Genomic DNA, 16,203 nt, shown 5'->3' on the forward strand with positions numbered 1-16,203 from the left:
GCACTCAAAAATGAGTCCCCCCTCCCCTTGCGAGAGGGGGGTAGGGGGAGGGGGTTTTCGATGCGCAGAGCCGACCCGGACTCGCGCAATTTGGCTCCGGAGGCGAAGCCTGTCCTTTGCCCATTCGCGCGCGGACGCGCGCAGCCCCCTCCCCCTAACCCCCTCCCGCAAGGGGAGGGGGGACGAGAAAGGAGCGGGCTCGGTCTATTCCGAAAAGGTCTCGCTTGCGGGAGAGGCAAAACAAGGCCGGCTGCATCGGCCACGAGCCGCCAGATCTACCCCGCGCCGGGTCAGCTAATTGTGAGCCAGGACACCAGCCGATGACGGTCGCCCTTCATCATCGCGTGGATGGTACAGGCATCCGCCCGCTTGTCCTGGTCCATGGCGTGGGGTCGTATCTCGAGGCCTGGGACGGCGTCGTCGCGGCCCTGGAAGGCGACTTCCGCATCCTGCGCTTCGACCTGCGTGGGCATGGGCGGTCGGAACGGGTGACGGGGCGCTACGAGATCGACGATTTCGTCTGCGACCTGTTGGAACTGGCGGATCGCGAGGGCTTCGGCCGCTTCGACCTCGCCGGCTTCTCGCTCGGCGGGTTGATCGCCCAGCGCCTGGCGCTGACCCATGGCCACCGGGTGCGGCGGCTGGTGCTGCTCAGCACCATCGCCGGCCGCACCGAGGCCGAGCGCGAGCGGGTGCGGGACCGGCTGGCGGCGATGCAGCGCGGCGAACCGGCCTCGCATTACGACGCCTCGGTCGGACGCTGGCTGACCGAGGCGTTCCAGGCGGCCAATCCGGAGCTGCTGCAGCGGCTGCGCGAACGCAACGCCGCCAACGACCCGGGCTGCTATGCCGCTTCATACCGCGTCCTGGCCGAAACCGATCTCGGCGATCAGCTCGACCGCATCCGCCACCCGACCCTGATCGCGACCGGCGCGGACGACCAGGGATCGAACCCGCGGATGGCCCGCTTCATGCACGACCGCATCGCCGGGTCGCGGCTGGAGATCCTGCCCGGCCTGCGCCATTCGATCCTGGTCGAGGCGCCGGACCGGATCGCCGGCCTGATGCGCGACTTCCTGCTCTTTCCCGACGAGGCCCCTCATGGATGAAACGCTCCGTGCCCGCGGCGAGACCGTGCGCCGCGCCGTGCTCGGCGACGCCTATGTCGACCGCGCCCTGGAGAATGCCGACGACTTCTCGCGGCCGTTCCAGGATGTGCTGAACGAGTATTGCTGGGGCCAGTGCTGGACCAATGACGACCTGGATCTGCGCCAGCGCAGCCTGCTCAATCTCGGCATGCTCGCAGCGCTGGGCCGGATGCACGAGTTCCAGGTGCATTTCCGCGGCGCCATCCGCAACGGGCTGAGCGATGCCGAGCTGCGGGCGGCGCTGATTCAGATCGCGGTCTATTGCGGCGTGCCGGCCGGCGTCGAGTGCTTCCGCATCGCCAGGGCGGTCCGCATCGAGATGGCGGCGGAGGCGGCGCCGTGATCGTCGAGGAGCGGATCTACAAGGTCAAACCGGGCCAACTGGCGCGCTATTTGCAGCTGGTGCGCGAGGAGGGGCTGGCGATCCAGCAGCCGATCCTCGGCAACCTGATCGGCTATTTCCACACCGAGATCGGGCCGCTGAACCACATCGTCCATCTCTGGGGCTATGCCGACCTCAACGACCGGGCGGAGCGGCGCCGGCGCCTGGCCGCCGACCCGGCCTGGCAGGCCTTCCTGGTCAAGCTGACCGCGACGCTGGACACGCTGGAGAACCGCATCCTGGTGCCGACCGATTTCTCGCCGTTGCGGTAGGGGAGGGAGGCATCGCGGGTTTGCTACTCTTCATAGGAGGGCCGGGGCGCTGTTTCCCCCGCATCGCGGGAAGACGCATCGCCGGATTCCAGCCCCAATATCCCAGGGCCAAAGAACGGTGGCTGGCGCGACTGCCGCGACTGGCCGCCCCGAAAACAGGGTGGTGACGGTGACGGATCGAATTCGGGTCGAGCACCTCTACAAGGTCTTTTCCGACATGCCGAAGGCCGCGCTGCAGCGGCTGGCCGCCGGCGCGACCAAGGAGCAGGTCCAGGCCGAGACCGGCCAGGTGGTGGGGCTGAACAACGTCTCGCTGTCGGTTCCGGCGGGGGCGATCTACATGATCATGGGCCTGTCCGGCTCCGGCAAATCCACCCTGGCGCGCTGCATCAACCGGCTCATCGAACCCACCGCCGGGCGCATCCTGCTGGATGGCGACGACGTGGTCGCGGCCGACGCCGCCCATCTGCGCGACATCCGCCGGACCCGCGTGTCGATGGTGTTCCAGCACTTCGCCCTGATGCCGCACCGGACCGTGTTCGAGAATGTCGAATTCGGCCTCAAGCTGCGCGGCATCTCCGCCCGCGAGCGCCGGAAGAAGGCGGAGGAGATCCTGTCCGTGGTCGGGCTGGCGCGCTGGGGCCACCATCTGCCGAGCGCGCTCAGCGGCGGCATGCGCCAGCGGGTGGGGCTGGCCCGCGCGCTGGCCACCGATGCCGATGTGCTGATCATGGACGAGGCGTTCAGCGCCCTCGACCCGCTGATCCGCACCGAGATGCAGGACGAACTGCTGCGGCTGCAGCGCACGCTGCACAAGACCATCCTGTTCATCACCCACGACTTCCAGGAAGCGCTGAAGCTCGGCACCCGCATCGCCATCATGGCCGACGGCGCCGTGGTGCGGGAGGGGACGCCGCAGGAGATCGTGACCGCCCCGGGCAGCGACTACGTCGCCGCCTTCACCCGCGAGGTCGACCGGTCGCGCCTGTTCGACGCCCGCTCGGTGATGGTCGACGCCGCCCCGATCGTCGTCCGTGCCGACGGCACCGCCGACCGGGCCGGCCCCGGCCGCGCCGGCCGGTCCTTCGTGGTCGACGATGCCGGCCGGCTGATCGGCACCATCGCCGAAGCCGACCTGCCGCGGCTGCAGCAGGGCATCAGCGCCCGGACCCTCGCCGCCGCCGGCTGCGCCACCGTGCCGGGCCATGCCCGGCTGGCCGACATCGCCGGCGCCTGCAGCACCGGCCAGCCCGTGGCCGTGATCGACGATGGCGGCCGGCTGCTCGGCTGCGTCGAACCCGCCCAGATCCTCGCCCGCATCGCGGCCCCCGCCGCGACCGCCCCCCACTCCTGACAACGGACGGCACCGATGTTCGATGCGGATGATCTCTACGTCCTGCCGGTCGACAAATGGATCCAGGCGGGCGTGCAATGGATGTCGCAAAACCTGCGGCCCTTCTTCCAGACCGTCAAATGGCCGGTGGAGCACCTGCTGGGCCTGATCGAGCACACGCTGCAGGGCATTCCATTCCCGGTCTTCGTCGTGCTGGCAGGGCTGATCGCCTGGAAGCTCTCGTCCCGCGGCGTCGCCCTATTCACCGTGGTGTCCCTGGTCGTCATCGCCTTCACCGGCGTCTGGACCGAGGCGATCACGACCCTGGCGCTGATCACCACCGCAATCGTGATCTGCGTCTGCATCAGCGTGCCGATCGGCATCCTGTGCGCCCGCAGCGACGCGGTGTGGCGCATCGTCCGCCCGGTGCTGGACGTGATGCAGACCACGCCAACCTTCGTCTATCTCGTGCCGATCGTGATGATGTTCGGCGTCGGCACCGTGCCGGGCGAGGTGGCGGTGATCATGGCGGCGGCGCCGCCACTGATCCGCTTCACCAATCTCGGCATCCGCATGGTCGACAAGGAGATGGTCGAGGCCGGGCTGGCCTTCGGCGCCACCGGTCGGCAACTGCTATGGGAAGTGCAGCTGCCGCTGGCGATGCCGACCATCCTGGGCGGCCTGAACCAGACCGTGCTGACCGCCATGGTGATGTCGGTGGTGGTCGCCATGATCGGCGCGGAAGGGCTGGGGCTGGTGGTGCTGCAGGGCCTCGGCCGGCTGGATGTCGGCCGCGCCGCGGTCGGCGGCCTGGCCATCGTGCTGCTGGCCATGACACTCGACCGCATCACCCAATCGCTCGCCAAATCCAAGGGCGGCAAGGGGGTATCGCTCCGCGCCGTGCTGCTGCGCCTGGTCGGCCGGCAGGACGATCGGGCACAGCCGGCCGTCGCCGGCGGGTCGACGGCGCAGCCTACGGCCTGACCCGGATCTTCATCGTTCGGCAAACAACAAAAGTCACTCGGAGGCACACCAATGGTTTCCAGCATGGGCCGTCGCGCCCGCCTGTCTTCAACAGTTCTGGCAGCAGCAATCCTGACCGCAGCCCTGTCCGCAACGGCGCTGCCCGCCCTGGCGGCCGACCTGCCGGGCAGCGGCAAGACCATCCGCTTCGTCCAGGACGACAGCCTGGGCGGCAACTATGTCGAGGACCAGATCCTGGTCACGGCGTTCAAGAAGCTGGGCTACGACGTCAACGTCACCGTGATGAACGGCACGCTGTTCTTCCAGGCGGCGTCGCAGGGCGATGTCGACATGAGCTCCGCCGTCACCCTGCCGCAGCGCGAGCCGGGCTACCGCAAGGTCGAGAAGGAGCTGGCGGTCGTCGGCACCGGCGGCATCCGCGGCGGCGGCATCAACGGCTACCTGATCGACAAGAAGACCGCCGACGCCAACGCCATCACCCATTTCGACCAGCTGAAGGACCCGAAGATCGCCGCCCTGTTCGGCACCGACGGCAAGGCCGAGCTGACCGGCTGCGATCCCGGCTGGAGCTGCGCCGACGTCATCGAGCACCAGGTCAAGGCGTTCGGCCTGTCCGACACCGTCCACATCGTCCGCGGCAAGTACGAGGCGCTGATGGGCGAGACCGTGGCCCGGGTCCAGCGCGGCGAACCCGCGCTGTACTACACCTGGAGCCCATCCTGGGTGAACGACGCGCTGGTGCCCGGCAAGGATGTGGTGTGGCTGCCGACCCCGTTCGATTCCCTGCCCGAGGGCATGCCGCCGATCAAGACCGCCCTGGTTCCCGGCGTGGTCGGCTGCGCCGGCGGCCAGGACCCGTGCCGCATGGCGCTGGGCGAATGGAACTACAACACCGTCGTCAACCGCAGCTTCCTGGCCGCCAACCCGGCGGTGAAGACGCTGATCGAAGCCGCCAGCTGGCCGCGCGAGACCTGGGTGGCCTGGGAAGGCTCGATCAACAAGGACGGCAGCAGCAACCGCAACATCAAGAAGCTGGCCGACGACTGGATCGCCGCCAACCAGGCCGAATTCGACGGCTGGGTCGCCCAGGCAATGGCCGGGCAGTGACGGCCTGATCCTTCCCTCTGTAGCAAGGGCCAATCCCTGACCGATCGATCGGTCAGGGATTGGCTGTTTGCTAGCGCCGGCGCAGAATCCTCGCCAGTGCCAGGAGCCCGGCCGCCAGCCAGCCGAGGAGGGCCAGGACGGTCAGCGGCGCGGTGAAGATCATCAGCCAGCCCATCATGCCCATGCCGTAGAGCAGGCCGCCGATGTCGGTGCCGGCCACCAGGCAGGGATGGATGCTGCCCTCGTCGACCGCGCATCCCAGAGTGTTGGCGATCAGGGCGGTCGCCAGCACCGACAGCAGCGGCAGCAACAGCAGGACCGTCAGGGCCGCCAGCATCCACCGCAGGCCGCGCCACAGGGAGGATCTGCCCGGTCGTGCCGGCATGGTCACGGCGGGCCGCCGTCAGCTCTGCAGGAAGAACGCGGGGACCAGGAACACCAGCGGCGCGAACAGCGCGATCTGGGTCTTCGGCAGAGGCACTCCGTTGCGCCGCAGCAGGAACAGCTGCGCCTGAAGCGCCAGGAACAGGGTGCAGGCGAAGACCAGCGCCGCGGTCGCCAGGGTCAGCAGGTGCAGCGCACTCAGCGTGGCCAGGGCCACGATCATCAGCCCGGCGCAGGCGACCAGCCACAGCGTCGCCTGTTTCGAGATCAGGGTGCGGTTGATCCGGAACTCCAGCAACGCCAGCGACACCCACCAGATCACCTGCATGCAGGTGATCGGCAGCACGCCCGACATTTGGTCCATGTATCCGGCCCAAGCGGGCAGCAGGACGGCGCCATACAGCTCGAAGGTGGTGAGGAGGACGGACGCCCCCACCATGGTGACGGCCAGCAGGATCACGAAATACCGGTCGAACCATTCGGCCGAGGCCTCGTACAGCGTCTTGTAGAAGGCGGTGCCGACCAGCTGGTGGACCAGGAAGATCGCGATCGAGATGCGGAAGCAGACGGAATAGACCGAGACCGCCTCCACCGACAGGAAGTAGCCGATCAGGACGCGCGAGCTGTTGACGATGGTGAAATAGACCAGCGAGTTCACCATCATGAAGAAGCCCATGCGCCGGGCGTCGGCGTGGGCGGCGAAGAAGTGCGGCCGGATCGTCCGGGCCAGGGCGATGAAGGAGAAGATGGTGACGCCGAGCACCACGCCGCCATAACCCAGGACCACCGGCCCCAGCGGCACCCGCCCCAGCATGAGGAAGACCACGCCGCCGACGGCGAGGAAGAGGTAGAGCGACAGGTTGTCGGAGACCAGGGTGCGGTAGCGCCGCCCGATGGTGCGGTAGTAGGTGGCCGCTGTGAGCTGGGCGCCGGTGCCGACGATGGCAATCGCGGCAAAGGCATAGAGGAGGTCGCTGGACGCAGCATAGGCGACAGCCGCCGCGGCGAGGCCGAGCACGCCGATCGACGCGACGACGAAGAACAGCAGGTCCTGGACGCGATCCTCTTTCCGGATCAGCACCAGTTGCGGGATGGCGCCGAGAATGCCGAGGCTGAGGACCTGGGCCCCGATCGTGCCGACGCTGAGCGACAGCTCCGCGGTGCCGTAATCCTGGATGTTCATGATCTGCGACAGCAGCAGGGGGCCGAAGAAGGCGATCCCCTTGCCGAGCGCGAAGGCCATCAGGAACAGTGCCGCCTGTCCGCCGATCGCTCTGACCCGTGCCAGGTTCATGCGCCGGTGCCAACCTCATCGCCGAAGCCCGGGCATCGCACGGACTCCAGACCCGCAGGCCGTCCCGCAGCCCCCTCGCCGTGCCTCTGGCCTGACGTCCGCCTCAATCCCGCATCCTCATGATCGCTCTCGACATCCTGCATCCGGCCGGGCCGGGCCTTCAGCTCCGCCCGGTGACCTTGAGGGCGACCCGTCCCTCGTAGATGGCGAGATAGTCGTAGGTCACGGCATTGGCGGCGCAGAATTCCTGCCAGGCCTTGTACTCTCCCAGCTCCCAGCCGGGGTAATTCAGGTACTCGTCGAAAATGATGATCGTGCCGACGACGATCCGCTTGTCGATGGTCTGAAGGACGTAGGTCGTCGCTTCGTAGGTGTCGCAATCGACATTCATGAAGGACAGGTCGCCGGGATGTTCCGCCAGGAAACCCGGCAGGGTGTCCTGGAACCAGCCTTTGATCAGCCGGACATTCGACCGCACCTTGGGCAGTTGCCCGCCCACGTCGAACAGCCCCTTCTCGCTGCCGATCTGCCCGCCCCAATCCTCCATCAGCCCTTCGAAGGAGTCGAAGCCGTAGACCATCTCGTCGGTCAGCGACGCGAAGGTGTTGACGCCCTTGCCCTGCCAGACGCCGAATTCCAGGTTCAGCCCGCCCGGGACGCGCTTTTTGAAGGCGTAGGGGCGAAGCCCGTCCGGATCATCGAACAGGATCGCCGACTTCATATGCTCCGTGCCATAGGCCGCAGACCGCTCCCTGGCCATCTGCTGCATCACGCCGACCACCGTGCTGGTGCCCAGGCGGCGGCGCAGCCGGCGCGCGGTCGGCAGCAGCAGGACGTCGACAAACTTTTTGGCAAACTGCTCGAGCATATGCTTCAACTCCTGCTGATGGACAATGGTCGCATCGTGAACGTCAATCGAATCATGCCCTGCCGGGGGAGGCAGGGCTAAATCCAGGACCGTCTGTTGCCTCGCGACCGGGCTCGTCAAGACCGTCGATGATCGGGGGGGTGTGCGGCGAAGGGGCGTGCCCCTCAGCCGGCGGCGGCCAGCTGTTCCGAGATGTAGTCGACCATCTGGCCGACATTCTGGAAGTCCTTGATCCGGCGCGCGTCGAGTTTCACGCCGAAGGCGCTCTGGGCGCCGACGATGATCTTGATCTGGTTCAGGCTGTCCCATTCCTCGATGTCGGCCGCGGTGGTCTGCGGCGTCAGCACGATGCTGTCATCGTCGAACACCGCGTGGAACACGTCGGCGAGGCGGGCGATCACGTCTTCCTTGGTCAATTGCCGTCTCCGTCAGGGGTCACGATGCTGATGTGGTGCTGCATGCGCGCGCGTTGCGGCAACAAAGAGGCGGCATAACGGCCCTCCGGCGACGTCTCCTCGAAGCCGAGCTCGGCCAGCACGTCCTTGACCAGGGCGTTCTTCGGCGACAGCCGGAAGTCGAGCACGATGCGGTCGAGGTCGAGGCGGGCCGCCCGGCGCCGGATCAGCTCCAGCGTCGCATGCTCCAGCCGGCGCGAGAACACCCGGCAGCTCATCACCCAGTTGCGGATGACCAGCGCGCCGTCCTCCGGCTCGGTCACGGCGATGGCGGTGATGCCGTGGTCCTGCAGCCGGTCCTTGAAGCGGATGGCGATGACGCCGTCGCGATTGGCGGTGATCTCGTCGGGCGTGAACACCGTCGGGTTCAGCTTGAACTGGTTGGTCTTGGCGATCAGTTGGACGATGCGGTCGAGCGAGGCGGGGCCGACCGGCTCGACCTCCGCCACCGGCTCCAGGCTGGCCAGGAAGGCGTCGATGTCGTGGGCCGCGCCGGCCTGCGCGATGGTCTCGGCGCGGGTCCGGTACAGCGCATTGCGGCGCAGATCCTCGCCGGTGATGCGCGAGGTGGGGAAGGCCTTCTCCCGCTCGATCGCGGCGCAGTAGCCGGCCGGATCCTCCGGCAGGTCGACCACCAGGACCTCGCCGAGCTCACGCTGCACCCAGGCGCGCTCGACCGGGTTGTCGTCGACGAAGACCAGGCTGTCGAGGCCGACATTCAGGGTGGCGGCGATGCGGCGCAGGTTGGTCGCCTTATCGTCGAAATTGGCGACGAAGCAGGCGATGTCCTCTTCCTTCAGGATCATCGAGGGATGGTCGCGGAAGGGCTCGCGCGCCAGATCCTCCCGGTTCTTGGAGCAGACGGCGAGGATGACGCCGCGCCCCGCCAGCCGCTTGGCATAGGCCTGCAGCGCCAGGAACGCCTCGCCCTCCGCGGTCTCGCGGCCGAGCACCAGCCCGGAGAGGCCGACATCGCCGACGACGCCGCCCCACACCGTGTTGTCGAGGTCGAGCACCAGCACCTTGCGGGCCTTGCCCAGCTGCCCCGCCGCGGCGGCGGCCAGGGTGTCGGCGACCTCGACCAGGGCTGCGGCGCCGAAGGGCTGCTTGCACAGGGCGTACAGCGCCGCGTCGTGCCAGGCCGGGCCGACGCGCTGCGCCAGCGCCTCGGCATCGACCACGGTGACATGCGCCGGCACCGCCTCGGCGATCGCGCGGTTGACGCTGCGGGCGTGGAACAGCAGCCCGCCCGGCGACAGCCCGTCGAGCTCGCCCAGCGGCCGGTCCGGCGGCGGGTCGAAGCTGAGCTGGACCGTCGGGACGGCAAGGGCGGACCACAGCCCCTGCCAGTCGGCCACCTCGCGGGCCACCGCCGCATCGGAGTCCGCGCGCGTGGCGTCGAAGCCGGGCGCGTGGGCCAGGTCGCGATGGGTCGGCAGCACCATCACCAAGTCGGCGCCGCGGCACACGCCGCCGCCCGGGTTCAGGATCTCGGTCGCGATCCCGCCATAGGGGCCGGCGGCGATCGTCGCGACCACGCCGCGCCGCAGCAGCAGCGCCGGCAGCAGGTCGACCACCATGTCGGACAGGAAGGAGGACACGACGGCGATGCGGACCGGCGGTCCCGCGATCTCGCCGCTCGCGATGGCCTTGCGCACCCGCCTGCCGGCGCGCTGCAGGGCGACATAGTCCTGCGAGGCGAAGCCGGGCGCCCGGCATTCGTCGATCAGGGTGGTCACGGCCATGTCCATCGCCATCTCCTCAGCGCCGCTCCGCCCGGCTGACCTGCAGCGGCGTGCCGTAGAGGCAGTCGGCCGCGTCGGTCATCAGGAACGCCACCATATCCGCGACATCCTCCACCGTCGTCAGCCGCTTTTCCGGCAGCCGCGTCACATGGTCTTCCAGCCAGGCGTCGGGGATGTCCGAGGTGAACTCCGTCCGCACCATGCCCGGCGCCACGATATGGACCCGGACGCCGCGCCCGATCCATTCCTGGGCCACCACCCGGGCATAGGCGGTGATCGCGGCCTTGGCCGCGGAATAGCTCGCGGTCTTCACCGGCGGCATGCCCATCGCATATTCCGAGGTCACCACCACCATCCGTGTGGTGGCGTCCTGGCCGGCGAGCAGCGGGAAGGCCGCGGCCGCGCAGAGATGCAGGGCCTTGAGCTGCGTCGTGATCTGGCGGTCGAACTCGCCCCAGCCGGTGCGGTGCGTCAGCTTCTTCGCGAACGGCGCGGCCACCGAGAACACCAGCCCGGAGAGGGCGGTGCGGGCCTCCGCGATGCGCGCGAACAGGGCGCCGATCTCGGCCTCGTCGGTGAGGTCGGCGATCTCCACCGTGGCGGCCGGGCCGATCTCGGCGGCCAGCGCGTCGAGCCGGTCGCGCTGGCGGCCATGCAGGATGACGCTGGATCCCTGCCGGGCCAGCCGCCGGGCGATCCCGGCGCCGATGCCGCCGGACGCGCCGAGGATCAGGACAGGGTTTTGCACAGCACCGACCCCCGGGCGACGACGATGGGCTTGCCGGCCCCGGCCTTGGTCGCCCTGACCTTCAGGCGCAGCATCGACTGGTCGGGCCAGATCTCGGCGACCTCTCCGGTGAGAGTCACCCGATCGCCCGGCAGCACGGCGTTGGGAAAGGCCAGGGTCTGTTCCAGCAGCAGGCAGCGCCGGCCCGGCAGCACCATGCCGATGAAGCCGGACAGCTTGGCGCCCAGCAGCATGCCGTGCGAGACGCGGTCGGCGAACCCCAGCGAGGTGGCATAGGCCGGATCCATGTGCAGCGGGTTGTAATCCCCGCTCACCGCAGCGAAGGCATCGATCTCCGCGTTCTCGGCGGTCCAGGCGATCGTGGCGGTATAGCCGACCGGCAGCGCGTCCAGCGACAGGTCCAGGGCGGTCTCGGGAAGGGACTGGGGATCGGTCATCGCGGCACCCGCTCGATATCGGCCAGGGATTGCAGGGTCGGGCGCGGCGACGACACCACCGTGTTCGGCGGCACGCTCTTGCGGACGATGGCGCCCGCGGCCACCACCGAGTTCTCGCCGATGGTCACGCCGGCGAGCACCATCGAGCCGGCGCCCAGCCAGACGCCGCGTTCGATCCGGATCGGCTTCGAAAAGGACTTGTAGGGCGGCAGCGTGGTGATGTCGGCGTAGCCGGTGTCGATCAAGACGCCCTTCGACAGATGGACGTCGTCGCCGAGGTAGATCGGGGCGGCGGCGCCGATGGTGCAGCGCTGGCCGATGATCACGCCCTTGCCGAGGGTGAGATTCTCCGGCTGTTTGATTTCAGCCGTCCAATGCACGAACACGTCACGGGAAGTCGGGAACAGGGCGCGCGCCCGCGCGAGATTGACAAATCGCATGAAAAGTCGAAGGGCCGCAAGAATACCCAAAGTGATCGCGCGTATTGGCGACCAGCCCAGAAAATTCCCCAAGAGCATATGCCGTTCCCTCCTAAGCACAAATGCTCAATGCAAATCTGGGAGTCGCCCAAAGCCCCTGACGACCAACGCGAACCCGGACGGTATGTATCGGCATCGTTTGAGCATTGCAAGGGGCCGCCAGCGCCAATGGCCGGCGGTTCCTGCCATCGGGGTTGTTCCGAACCCTACGGGCGGCTAGCGTCGTTTGCACAGCAGCAAGGGGGGTGCAATGGCAGGGACGATCACCAGCCGGGAAGACCATGTTGGCTTCCGCGGACACCGCACCTGGGTCCGGATCACCGGCGACCTCGGCGGGCCGAAGCGGCCGCTGGTCGTGGCCCATGGCGGGCCGGGCTGCACCCACGACTATGTCGATTCCTTCAAGGACCTGGCGGCGACCGGGCGGGCGGTGGTGCATTACGACCAGCTCGGCAATGGCCATTCGACCCATCTGCCGGACAAGGGCGCCGACTTCTGGACGGTCGACCTGTTCCTGGACGAGCTCGACACCCTGCTGCGCCATCTCGGCATCGCCGACGGCTACCACCTGCTCGGCCAGTCCTGGGGCGGCATGCTGGGGGCGGAGCATGCGGTGCGGCGGCCGCCCGGGCTGAAGAGCCTGGTCATCGCCAATTCCCCGGCCTCGATGGCGCTGTGGATCCGCGAGGCGAACCGGCTGCGCGCGGCGCTGCCGCCCGATGTCCAGGCGACGCTGCTGCGGCACGAGCAGGCCGGCACCATCGATTCCGCCGAATATGCCGCCGCCAGCCGGGTGTTCTACGACCGCCATGTCTGCCGCGTGGTGCCCTGGCCGCCCGAGGTGGCGCGCACCTTCGCGGCCGTCGACGCCGACCCGACCGTCTATCGCAGCATGAACGGGCCGACCGAGTTCCACGTCGTGGGCTCGCTGAAGAACTGGAGCGTGATCGACCGGCTCGACCGCATCGCGGTGCCGGTGCTGCTGATCTCGGGCCGTCACGACGAGGCGACGCCGGCGACGGTGCAGCCCTTCGCCGACCATATCCCGGATGTGCGCTGGCGGATCTTCGAGGAGTCCAGCCACATGCCGCATGTCGAGGAAAAGGCGGCCTGCCTCGCCGCGGTGGCGGAGTTCCTGGACGCGCGGGACTGAGAGACCGTCTGGGAACGCGCCGGCGCCGCCGTCTGATGGCGGTTCCTGCGCTTCCCGTGCTCGACGAGACCAAACGTCCGCTGCGCTCCGGTTCTCGCAACCACAAACAGTCTTCGAGCGGCCGGATCTCAATCGTCTGGATCGGCTCGAACAGCGGGTTGGGGCGTGCCGTCCGGCCGGTCGCGGCGGCGCAGCAGGCAGGCCGCCTCCGCCGCCATCGCGCCCGCCAGCGGGTGGCCGCGATCTCGCCCAGGATCCAGTCGAGATAGACCGCCGCATTGCTCGATCATGCCGTGCGCCGAGCCCCGTGGACCCGATCCGCCGGATCGGCGGACGTCGGATCCCCTCGGTCAGCACGCATCGGCGCGTGTCGCGCCCAGCCGGTCTGTCTGCGATGAATCAGGTGTCACAGCCATCACAATAAGAAGCGATCGCAATTTCTATCCCGTGAAGGGCGCTCGTGCTCCGACGCATAGACTGAAGCCCGGGTCATATAAAAATAGCATGCAAAGCGATAACACTATTTTTGGTATATGTCGGGCTGACGCTTTCAATGAGGCCTTTCCATGCGACAGCAGGACCGTGTTGCCCCAAAGCGCGATCGCAACACCGAAGCCCGGTTCATCAACCGCCGCGCGCCGTTGATCGCGGTCGTGTCCGTGCTGCTCTCCGCCTGCAGCGTCTATGACATGCATCCCGATATCGATCCCTATGCCTCCCGCGACGGCGGCGTCCATTACGAGGCGGATCTGAAGCTGTGCCAGGACCATGTCGCGGGACAGCCGTCGTCTCGCCCGAACGGCGCGATGCTTGTCGCGGCGACAACGATGGCGGGGGCGACGATTGCGGGAGGGGGCGCGACTCTCTTCAACGGCAATGTCCGGAACGCGGCCGGCCTGGGCGCCCTGACGGGGGCGGCCGCCGGGTTCAATGGATTGGCCGCGTCCATGACCTCGAATGGGGCGGTGGACGATCTGACGCTTCTCCAGATCTGCCTGATGAAACAAGGCTACACCGTCGTGTGGGGCAACGGCTTTCGCATGCCGGCTTTCAAGCATCCGCCTCCGGAGTGAACGGCGTGCCCGGCTTTCGATCCGTCACCGCCGCCGCAGGTCGCGGCCATCCAGGGTTACGTTCGCATCGGGGTCCAACCGCCGTTCCTCGATCCGCAGCTCCACCGCGCGTTCGATCGCGGTGCGGTGGTAGTGGTAGACCTCCACCGCTTCGGCCGGGGTCGGCTTGTGGCCGAGCAGGGTCCGCATCGCCGCGGCCGGCAGGAAGGCGCGGCCGATGTAGTCGCCGATCTCGACCCCGAACTCGACAGCCTGGCGCGGCTCGTTCCAATCGGCATCGTCGGGGAAGGTGAAGATCGGGCGGGGCGGCATGGCGCCTTCTACCAGCCGGCCCGGCGGCGCGGCAACGCCCGGGTCAGACCGGTGCCGGCGTGCGGGCCGCCCGCGGCCAGGCGGCGCGGTAGGCGGCTTCCACATAGGGGCCGCAGGCCAGCGGTTCGGTGCGGTCGCCGGTCACCGGCGTGATCACCGCGGCATAGTCGGGGTTGGCGAAGAACGGCACCGAGATCCGATCCCGGCCCGACCGGTTTGCGACGCGGTGCGGGGTGGAGACGAAGCGGCTTTCGGTCCAGCGCTGCATCATGTCGCCGATGTTGATGACGAAGCTGCCCGGGACCGGCGCCGCCGCAATCCACTCGCCGGCGCGGTTGCGTACCTCCAGCCCGCCCGAGGCGTCCTGCAGCAGGATGGTGAAGGCGCCGGTGTCGGTGTGCGCCTCGACCCCCATCGCATCCTCGTCGGGCGGCTGCGGCGGATAATGCAGCAGGCGCAGCTGGGTCAGCGGCTTGGTGAAATAGGGCCGGAAATAGCCGGCGTCGAGGCCGAGCGCCCGGGCGAAGGCGTCCAGCAGCCGGTCGGACAGCGCGGTCATCGCGCTGTAGTAGGTCTCCAGCGCCATCCGGAAATCCAGGCCATCCTCCGGCCACCGGTTGGGCCCGTGCATGACGCTGCCGGCGCGGACGTCGGGATCGTCAGGGCCGAGGTCGAGCATCAGCTGGAACGCCTCCAGCAGACGGCGGGGCACGCCGGGGCCGGTGATGCCCATCGGCACATAGCCGCGGAAGCAGGGCGACCCGGCGACATCCAGCGCGTCGCGCTCCGCCTGCGGCCGATCGAAGAACCAGGCCGCCGCGGCCAGCACGCCGTCGACCACCGGCTCCGGCACGCCATGGCCGGTGACGTAGAAGAACCCGGCGGTCTCGCAGGCCCGGCCGATCCTGGCGGCGATTTGACCGGCCGCCACCGCGTCGTCCTGCTGCAGCGCCGCGATGTCGATCACCGGGATCCGCCAGAAATCGGTCATCGCATCCGCCCTGCCGCTGTGAAAGACGGGGCAGGGTGGTCGCGATGGGTCAGGGGGTCAATGGACCTATTTTTCAGTCAGGAACTCAAGGACCACGCGATTGAATTCCTCCGGGTTCTGCAGCAGGCCGAAATGGCTGACATTCGGCAGGATGTGCAACTCGGCGCCGGGGATGGTGCGGGCCATGTAGTCCGTATGCCCGCGCTTGATGGCCTCTTCGTACTCGCCGTCGGCAATCGCGGTCCGCACCGTGATGCCGCGCAGCTGGTCGGCGGTGAAGTCGGGCTGCGTCGACCACATCTGCGAGACCTGCTGCAGGAACGCGTCATACTGGTCCGGCGTCTTGGACAGCTTCTGGTATTCCGTGCCGGCGCGCTCGATGAAGGCGGCGAAGGCCGGGCTCTTGTCGAAATCCGGCTTCAGCCCGGTCAGGTCGGAATTGGCGCCGTAGGCGTAGAGGCGGTTCAGCCGCTCCGGCTGGTGGATGGCGATGTCGAGGCCGATGATGCCGCCATCGCTCCAGCCCACCAGGTCGGCCTTCGGAACCTTCAGGTAGTCCAGCAGCGCCAGCACGTCCGACGACATGAGGTCGTAGCTGTAGGGCTGGGCCGAACGCGTGCTGCGGCCGTGGCCGCGGCTGTCGGCCACGATCACCTGGAAGTTGCGCGCCACCAGTTCGGGCACCAGGCTGTTCCAATAATCCGAGTTGGACAGGCCGCCATGCAGCAGGATCACCGGCCGGCCCTTGCCGTAGACGGCGTAATACATCTGGATGCCGTTGACCGGGGCCATGCCGGTGGTGGCGCCCTTCGGCGCCGGGGCCGGCGCCGGCAGGGTCTGCCACACCTCGGCCGCCCGGGCCTGGCCGGTCGCGATCGGCGCCATCAGGGCCGGGGTCGCGACGCCCAGGCCGATGGCCACCACCGCGCCTCGCAGGATGCTTCTCATCGATCGGTGCATATCCGTCCTCCCCGGGGACAAAGTGAACTTCCTCGATCGAAGCTGGCCGACACTCATTTCGCAAGAATGTCAGATCCG

Annotated in this window: 19 protein-coding genes; 8 read left to right on the plus strand and 11 right to left on the minus strand. The window is 68.3% G+C overall.

The window, feature by feature from the left end:
• The first annotated feature begins 320 nt into the window (after window positions 1–320).
• The 6 genes from AB4112_RS16185 (at window position 321) to proX (ending at window position 5,226) form a co-directional block, all read left to right on the plus strand.
• Window positions 321–1,109, plus strand: coding sequence for an alpha/beta fold hydrolase (locus AB4112_RS16185; RefSeq protein ID WP_309793063.1), 789 nt, complete (start codon window positions 321–323; stop codon window positions 1,107–1,109).
• Window positions 1,102–1,491 carry a carboxymuconolactone decarboxylase family protein gene (locus AB4112_RS16190; protein ID WP_309793061.1) on the plus strand — a complete coding sequence of 130 codons (390 nt, stop codon included), beginning with the start codon at window positions 1,102–1,104 and terminating at the stop codon, window positions 1,489–1,491. Before AB4112_RS16185 ends, AB4112_RS16190 begins: the two co-directional genes overlap by 8 nt.
• Window positions 1,488–1,802: an NIPSNAP family protein gene (locus AB4112_RS16195; protein WP_309793060.1), complete on the plus strand. Its 315-nt coding sequence runs from the start codon at window positions 1,488–1,490 to the stop codon at window positions 1,800–1,802. The genes AB4112_RS16190 and AB4112_RS16195 overlap by 4 nt, the downstream gene beginning before the upstream one ends.
• A 169-nt stretch (window positions 1,803–1,971) precedes the next feature.
• Window positions 1,972–3,156 carry a quaternary amine ABC transporter ATP-binding protein gene (locus tag AB4112_RS16200; RefSeq protein WP_309793059.1) on the plus strand — a complete coding sequence of 395 codons (1,185 nt, stop codon included), beginning with the start codon at window positions 1,972–1,974 and terminating at the stop codon, window positions 3,154–3,156.
• Between the two features lie 15 nt (window positions 3,157–3,171).
• Window positions 3,172–4,119 carry an ABC transporter permease gene (locus tag AB4112_RS16205; protein ID WP_309793058.1) on the plus strand — a complete coding sequence of 316 codons (948 nt, stop codon included), beginning with the start codon at window positions 3,172–3,174 and terminating at the stop codon, window positions 4,117–4,119.
• A 51-nt stretch (window positions 4,120–4,170) separates the two neighbouring features.
• Entirely contained in the window at window positions 4,171–5,226 is a 1,056-nt protein-coding gene (gene proX, locus AB4112_RS16210; protein ID WP_309793057.1) for a glycine betaine/L-proline ABC transporter substrate-binding protein ProX, read from the plus strand.
• 70 nt (window positions 5,227–5,296) lie between these two features.
• Here proX and AB4112_RS16215 read toward each other — a convergent pair whose 3' ends face one another.
• The 8 genes from AB4112_RS16215 to AB4112_RS16250 form a co-directional block, all read right to left on the minus strand.
• The gene (locus tag AB4112_RS16215; protein WP_309793056.1) at window positions 5,297–5,617 is read right to left on the minus strand and encodes a hypothetical protein; all 321 of its coding nucleotides are present in this window, start codon (window positions 5,615–5,617) and stop codon (window positions 5,297–5,299) included.
• Between the two features lie 12 nt (window positions 5,618–5,629).
• Complete coding sequence (locus tag AB4112_RS16220; protein WP_441721006.1) at window positions 5,630–6,904, minus strand: hypothetical protein; 1,275 nt, start codon at window positions 6,902–6,904, stop codon at window positions 5,630–5,632.
• Window positions 6,905–7,064: 160 nt separating this feature from the next.
• A complete protein-coding gene (locus AB4112_RS16225) occupies window positions 7,065–7,772 on the minus strand; it encodes a TylF/MycF/NovP-related O-methyltransferase (protein ID WP_441721009.1) in 708 nt (235 codons plus the stop codon).
• Window positions 7,773–7,936: 164 nt separating this feature from the next.
• Window positions 7,937–8,188, minus strand: coding sequence for an acyl carrier protein (locus AB4112_RS16230; protein WP_309793053.1), 252 nt, complete (start codon window positions 8,186–8,188; stop codon window positions 7,937–7,939).
• Window positions 8,185–9,978 (minus strand): HAD-IIIC family phosphatase, encoded by a 1,794-nt coding sequence (locus AB4112_RS16235; RefSeq protein ID WP_441721012.1) that lies wholly within the window; start codon window positions 9,976–9,978, stop codon window positions 8,185–8,187. The genes AB4112_RS16230 and AB4112_RS16235 overlap by 4 nt, the downstream gene beginning before the upstream one ends.
• A 10-nt stretch (window positions 9,979–9,988) precedes the next feature.
• Entirely contained in the window at window positions 9,989–10,720 is a 732-nt protein-coding gene (locus AB4112_RS16240) for an SDR family NAD(P)-dependent oxidoreductase (RefSeq protein ID WP_441721015.1), read from the minus strand.
• A complete protein-coding gene (locus AB4112_RS16245; protein WP_309793049.1) occupies window positions 10,702–11,157 on the minus strand; it encodes a MaoC/PaaZ C-terminal domain-containing protein in 456 nt (151 codons plus the stop codon). The genes AB4112_RS16240 and AB4112_RS16245 overlap by 19 nt, the downstream gene beginning before the upstream one ends.
• Complete coding sequence (locus tag AB4112_RS16250; protein WP_309793048.1) at window positions 11,154–11,675, minus strand: acyltransferase; 522 nt, start codon at window positions 11,673–11,675, stop codon at window positions 11,154–11,156. The genes AB4112_RS16245 and AB4112_RS16250 overlap by 4 nt, the downstream gene beginning before the upstream one ends.
• 211 nt (window positions 11,676–11,886) lie before the next feature.
• Here AB4112_RS16250 and AB4112_RS16255 point away from each other — a divergent pair, with 211 nt between their 5' ends.
• Window positions 11,887–12,789 carry a proline iminopeptidase-family hydrolase gene (locus AB4112_RS16255; protein WP_441721019.1) on the plus strand — a complete coding sequence of 301 codons (903 nt, stop codon included), beginning with the start codon at window positions 11,887–11,889 and terminating at the stop codon, window positions 12,787–12,789.
• Window positions 12,790–13,355: 566 nt separating this feature from the next.
• Window positions 13,356–13,862 (plus strand): hypothetical protein, encoded by a 507-nt coding sequence (locus AB4112_RS16260; RefSeq protein WP_309793046.1) that lies wholly within the window; start codon window positions 13,356–13,358, stop codon window positions 13,860–13,862.
• Between the two features lie 24 nt (window positions 13,863–13,886).
• Here the strand turns inward: AB4112_RS16260 and AB4112_RS16265 are convergent, their stop codons facing one another.
• From AB4112_RS16265 to AB4112_RS16275, 3 genes are all read right to left on the minus strand, one after another.
• Window positions 13,887–14,174, minus strand: a complete 288-nt coding sequence (locus AB4112_RS16265) for a DUF1488 family protein (RefSeq protein ID WP_309793045.1) — start codon at window positions 14,172–14,174, stop codon at window positions 13,887–13,889.
• Between the two features lie 43 nt (window positions 14,175–14,217).
• A complete protein-coding gene (locus tag AB4112_RS16270; RefSeq protein WP_441721023.1) occupies window positions 14,218–15,165 on the minus strand; it encodes an isopenicillin N synthase family dioxygenase in 948 nt (315 codons plus the stop codon).
• Window positions 15,166–15,231: 66 nt separating this feature from the next.
• The gene (locus AB4112_RS16275) at window positions 15,232–16,113 is read right to left on the minus strand and encodes an alpha/beta fold hydrolase (RefSeq protein WP_441721025.1); all 882 of its coding nucleotides are present in this window, start codon (window positions 16,111–16,113) and stop codon (window positions 15,232–15,234) included.
• Window positions 16,114–16,203: the final 90 nt, after the last annotated feature.

Origin of the sequence: Inquilinus sp. 2KB_23 (assembly GCF_052115705.1) — a bacterium.
Classification (GTDB): domain Bacteria; phylum Pseudomonadota; class Alphaproteobacteria; order DSM-16000; family Inquilinaceae; genus Inquilinus; species Inquilinus ginsengisoli_A.

Excerpts from the sequence above, each read along its gene's own strand:
- AB4112_RS16220 (WP_441721006.1), bottom strand. The coding sequence starts at position 6,904 with ATGAACCTGGCACGGGTCAGAGCGATCGGCGGACAGGCGGCACTGTTC.
- AB4112_RS16245 (WP_309793049.1), bottom strand. The coding sequence starts at position 11,157 with ATGACCGATCCCCAGTCCCTTCCCGAGACCGCCCTGGACCTGTCGCTG.
- AB4112_RS16235 (WP_441721012.1), bottom strand. The coding sequence starts at position 9,978 with ATGGACATGGCCGTGACCACCCTGATCGACGAATGCCGGGCGCCCGGC.
- AB4112_RS16265 (WP_309793045.1), bottom strand. The coding sequence starts at position 14,174 with ATGCCGCCCCGCCCGATCTTCACCTTCCCCGACGATGCCGATTGGAAC.
- AB4112_RS16205 (WP_309793058.1), top strand. The coding sequence starts at position 3,172 with ATGTTCGATGCGGATGATCTCTACGTCCTGCCGGTCGACAAATGGATC.
- AB4112_RS16225 (WP_441721009.1), bottom strand. The coding sequence starts at position 7,772 with ATGCTCGAGCAGTTTGCCAAAAAGTTTGTCGACGTCCTGCTGCTGCCG.
- AB4112_RS16275 (WP_441721025.1), bottom strand. The coding sequence starts at position 16,113 with ATGAGAAGCATCCTGCGAGGCGCGGTGGTGGCCATCGGCCTGGGCGTC.
- AB4112_RS16185 (WP_309793063.1), top strand. The coding sequence starts at position 321 with ATGACGGTCGCCCTTCATCATCGCGTGGATGGTACAGGCATCCGCCCG.
- AB4112_RS16255 (WP_441721019.1), top strand. The coding sequence starts at position 11,887 with ATGGCAGGGACGATCACCAGCCGGGAAGACCATGTTGGCTTCCGCGGA.
- AB4112_RS16270 (WP_441721023.1), bottom strand. The coding sequence starts at position 15,165 with ATGACCGATTTCTGGCGGATCCCGGTGATCGACATCGCGGCGCTGCAG.
- AB4112_RS16190 (WP_309793061.1), top strand. The coding sequence starts at position 1,102 with ATGGATGAAACGCTCCGTGCCCGCGGCGAGACCGTGCGCCGCGCCGTG.
- proX (WP_309793057.1), top strand. The coding sequence starts at position 4,171 with ATGGTTTCCAGCATGGGCCGTCGCGCCCGCCTGTCTTCAACAGTTCTG.
- AB4112_RS16250 (WP_309793048.1), bottom strand. The coding sequence starts at position 11,675 with ATGCTCTTGGGGAATTTTCTGGGCTGGTCGCCAATACGCGCGATCACT.
- AB4112_RS16260 (WP_309793046.1), top strand. The coding sequence starts at position 13,356 with ATGCGACAGCAGGACCGTGTTGCCCCAAAGCGCGATCGCAACACCGAA.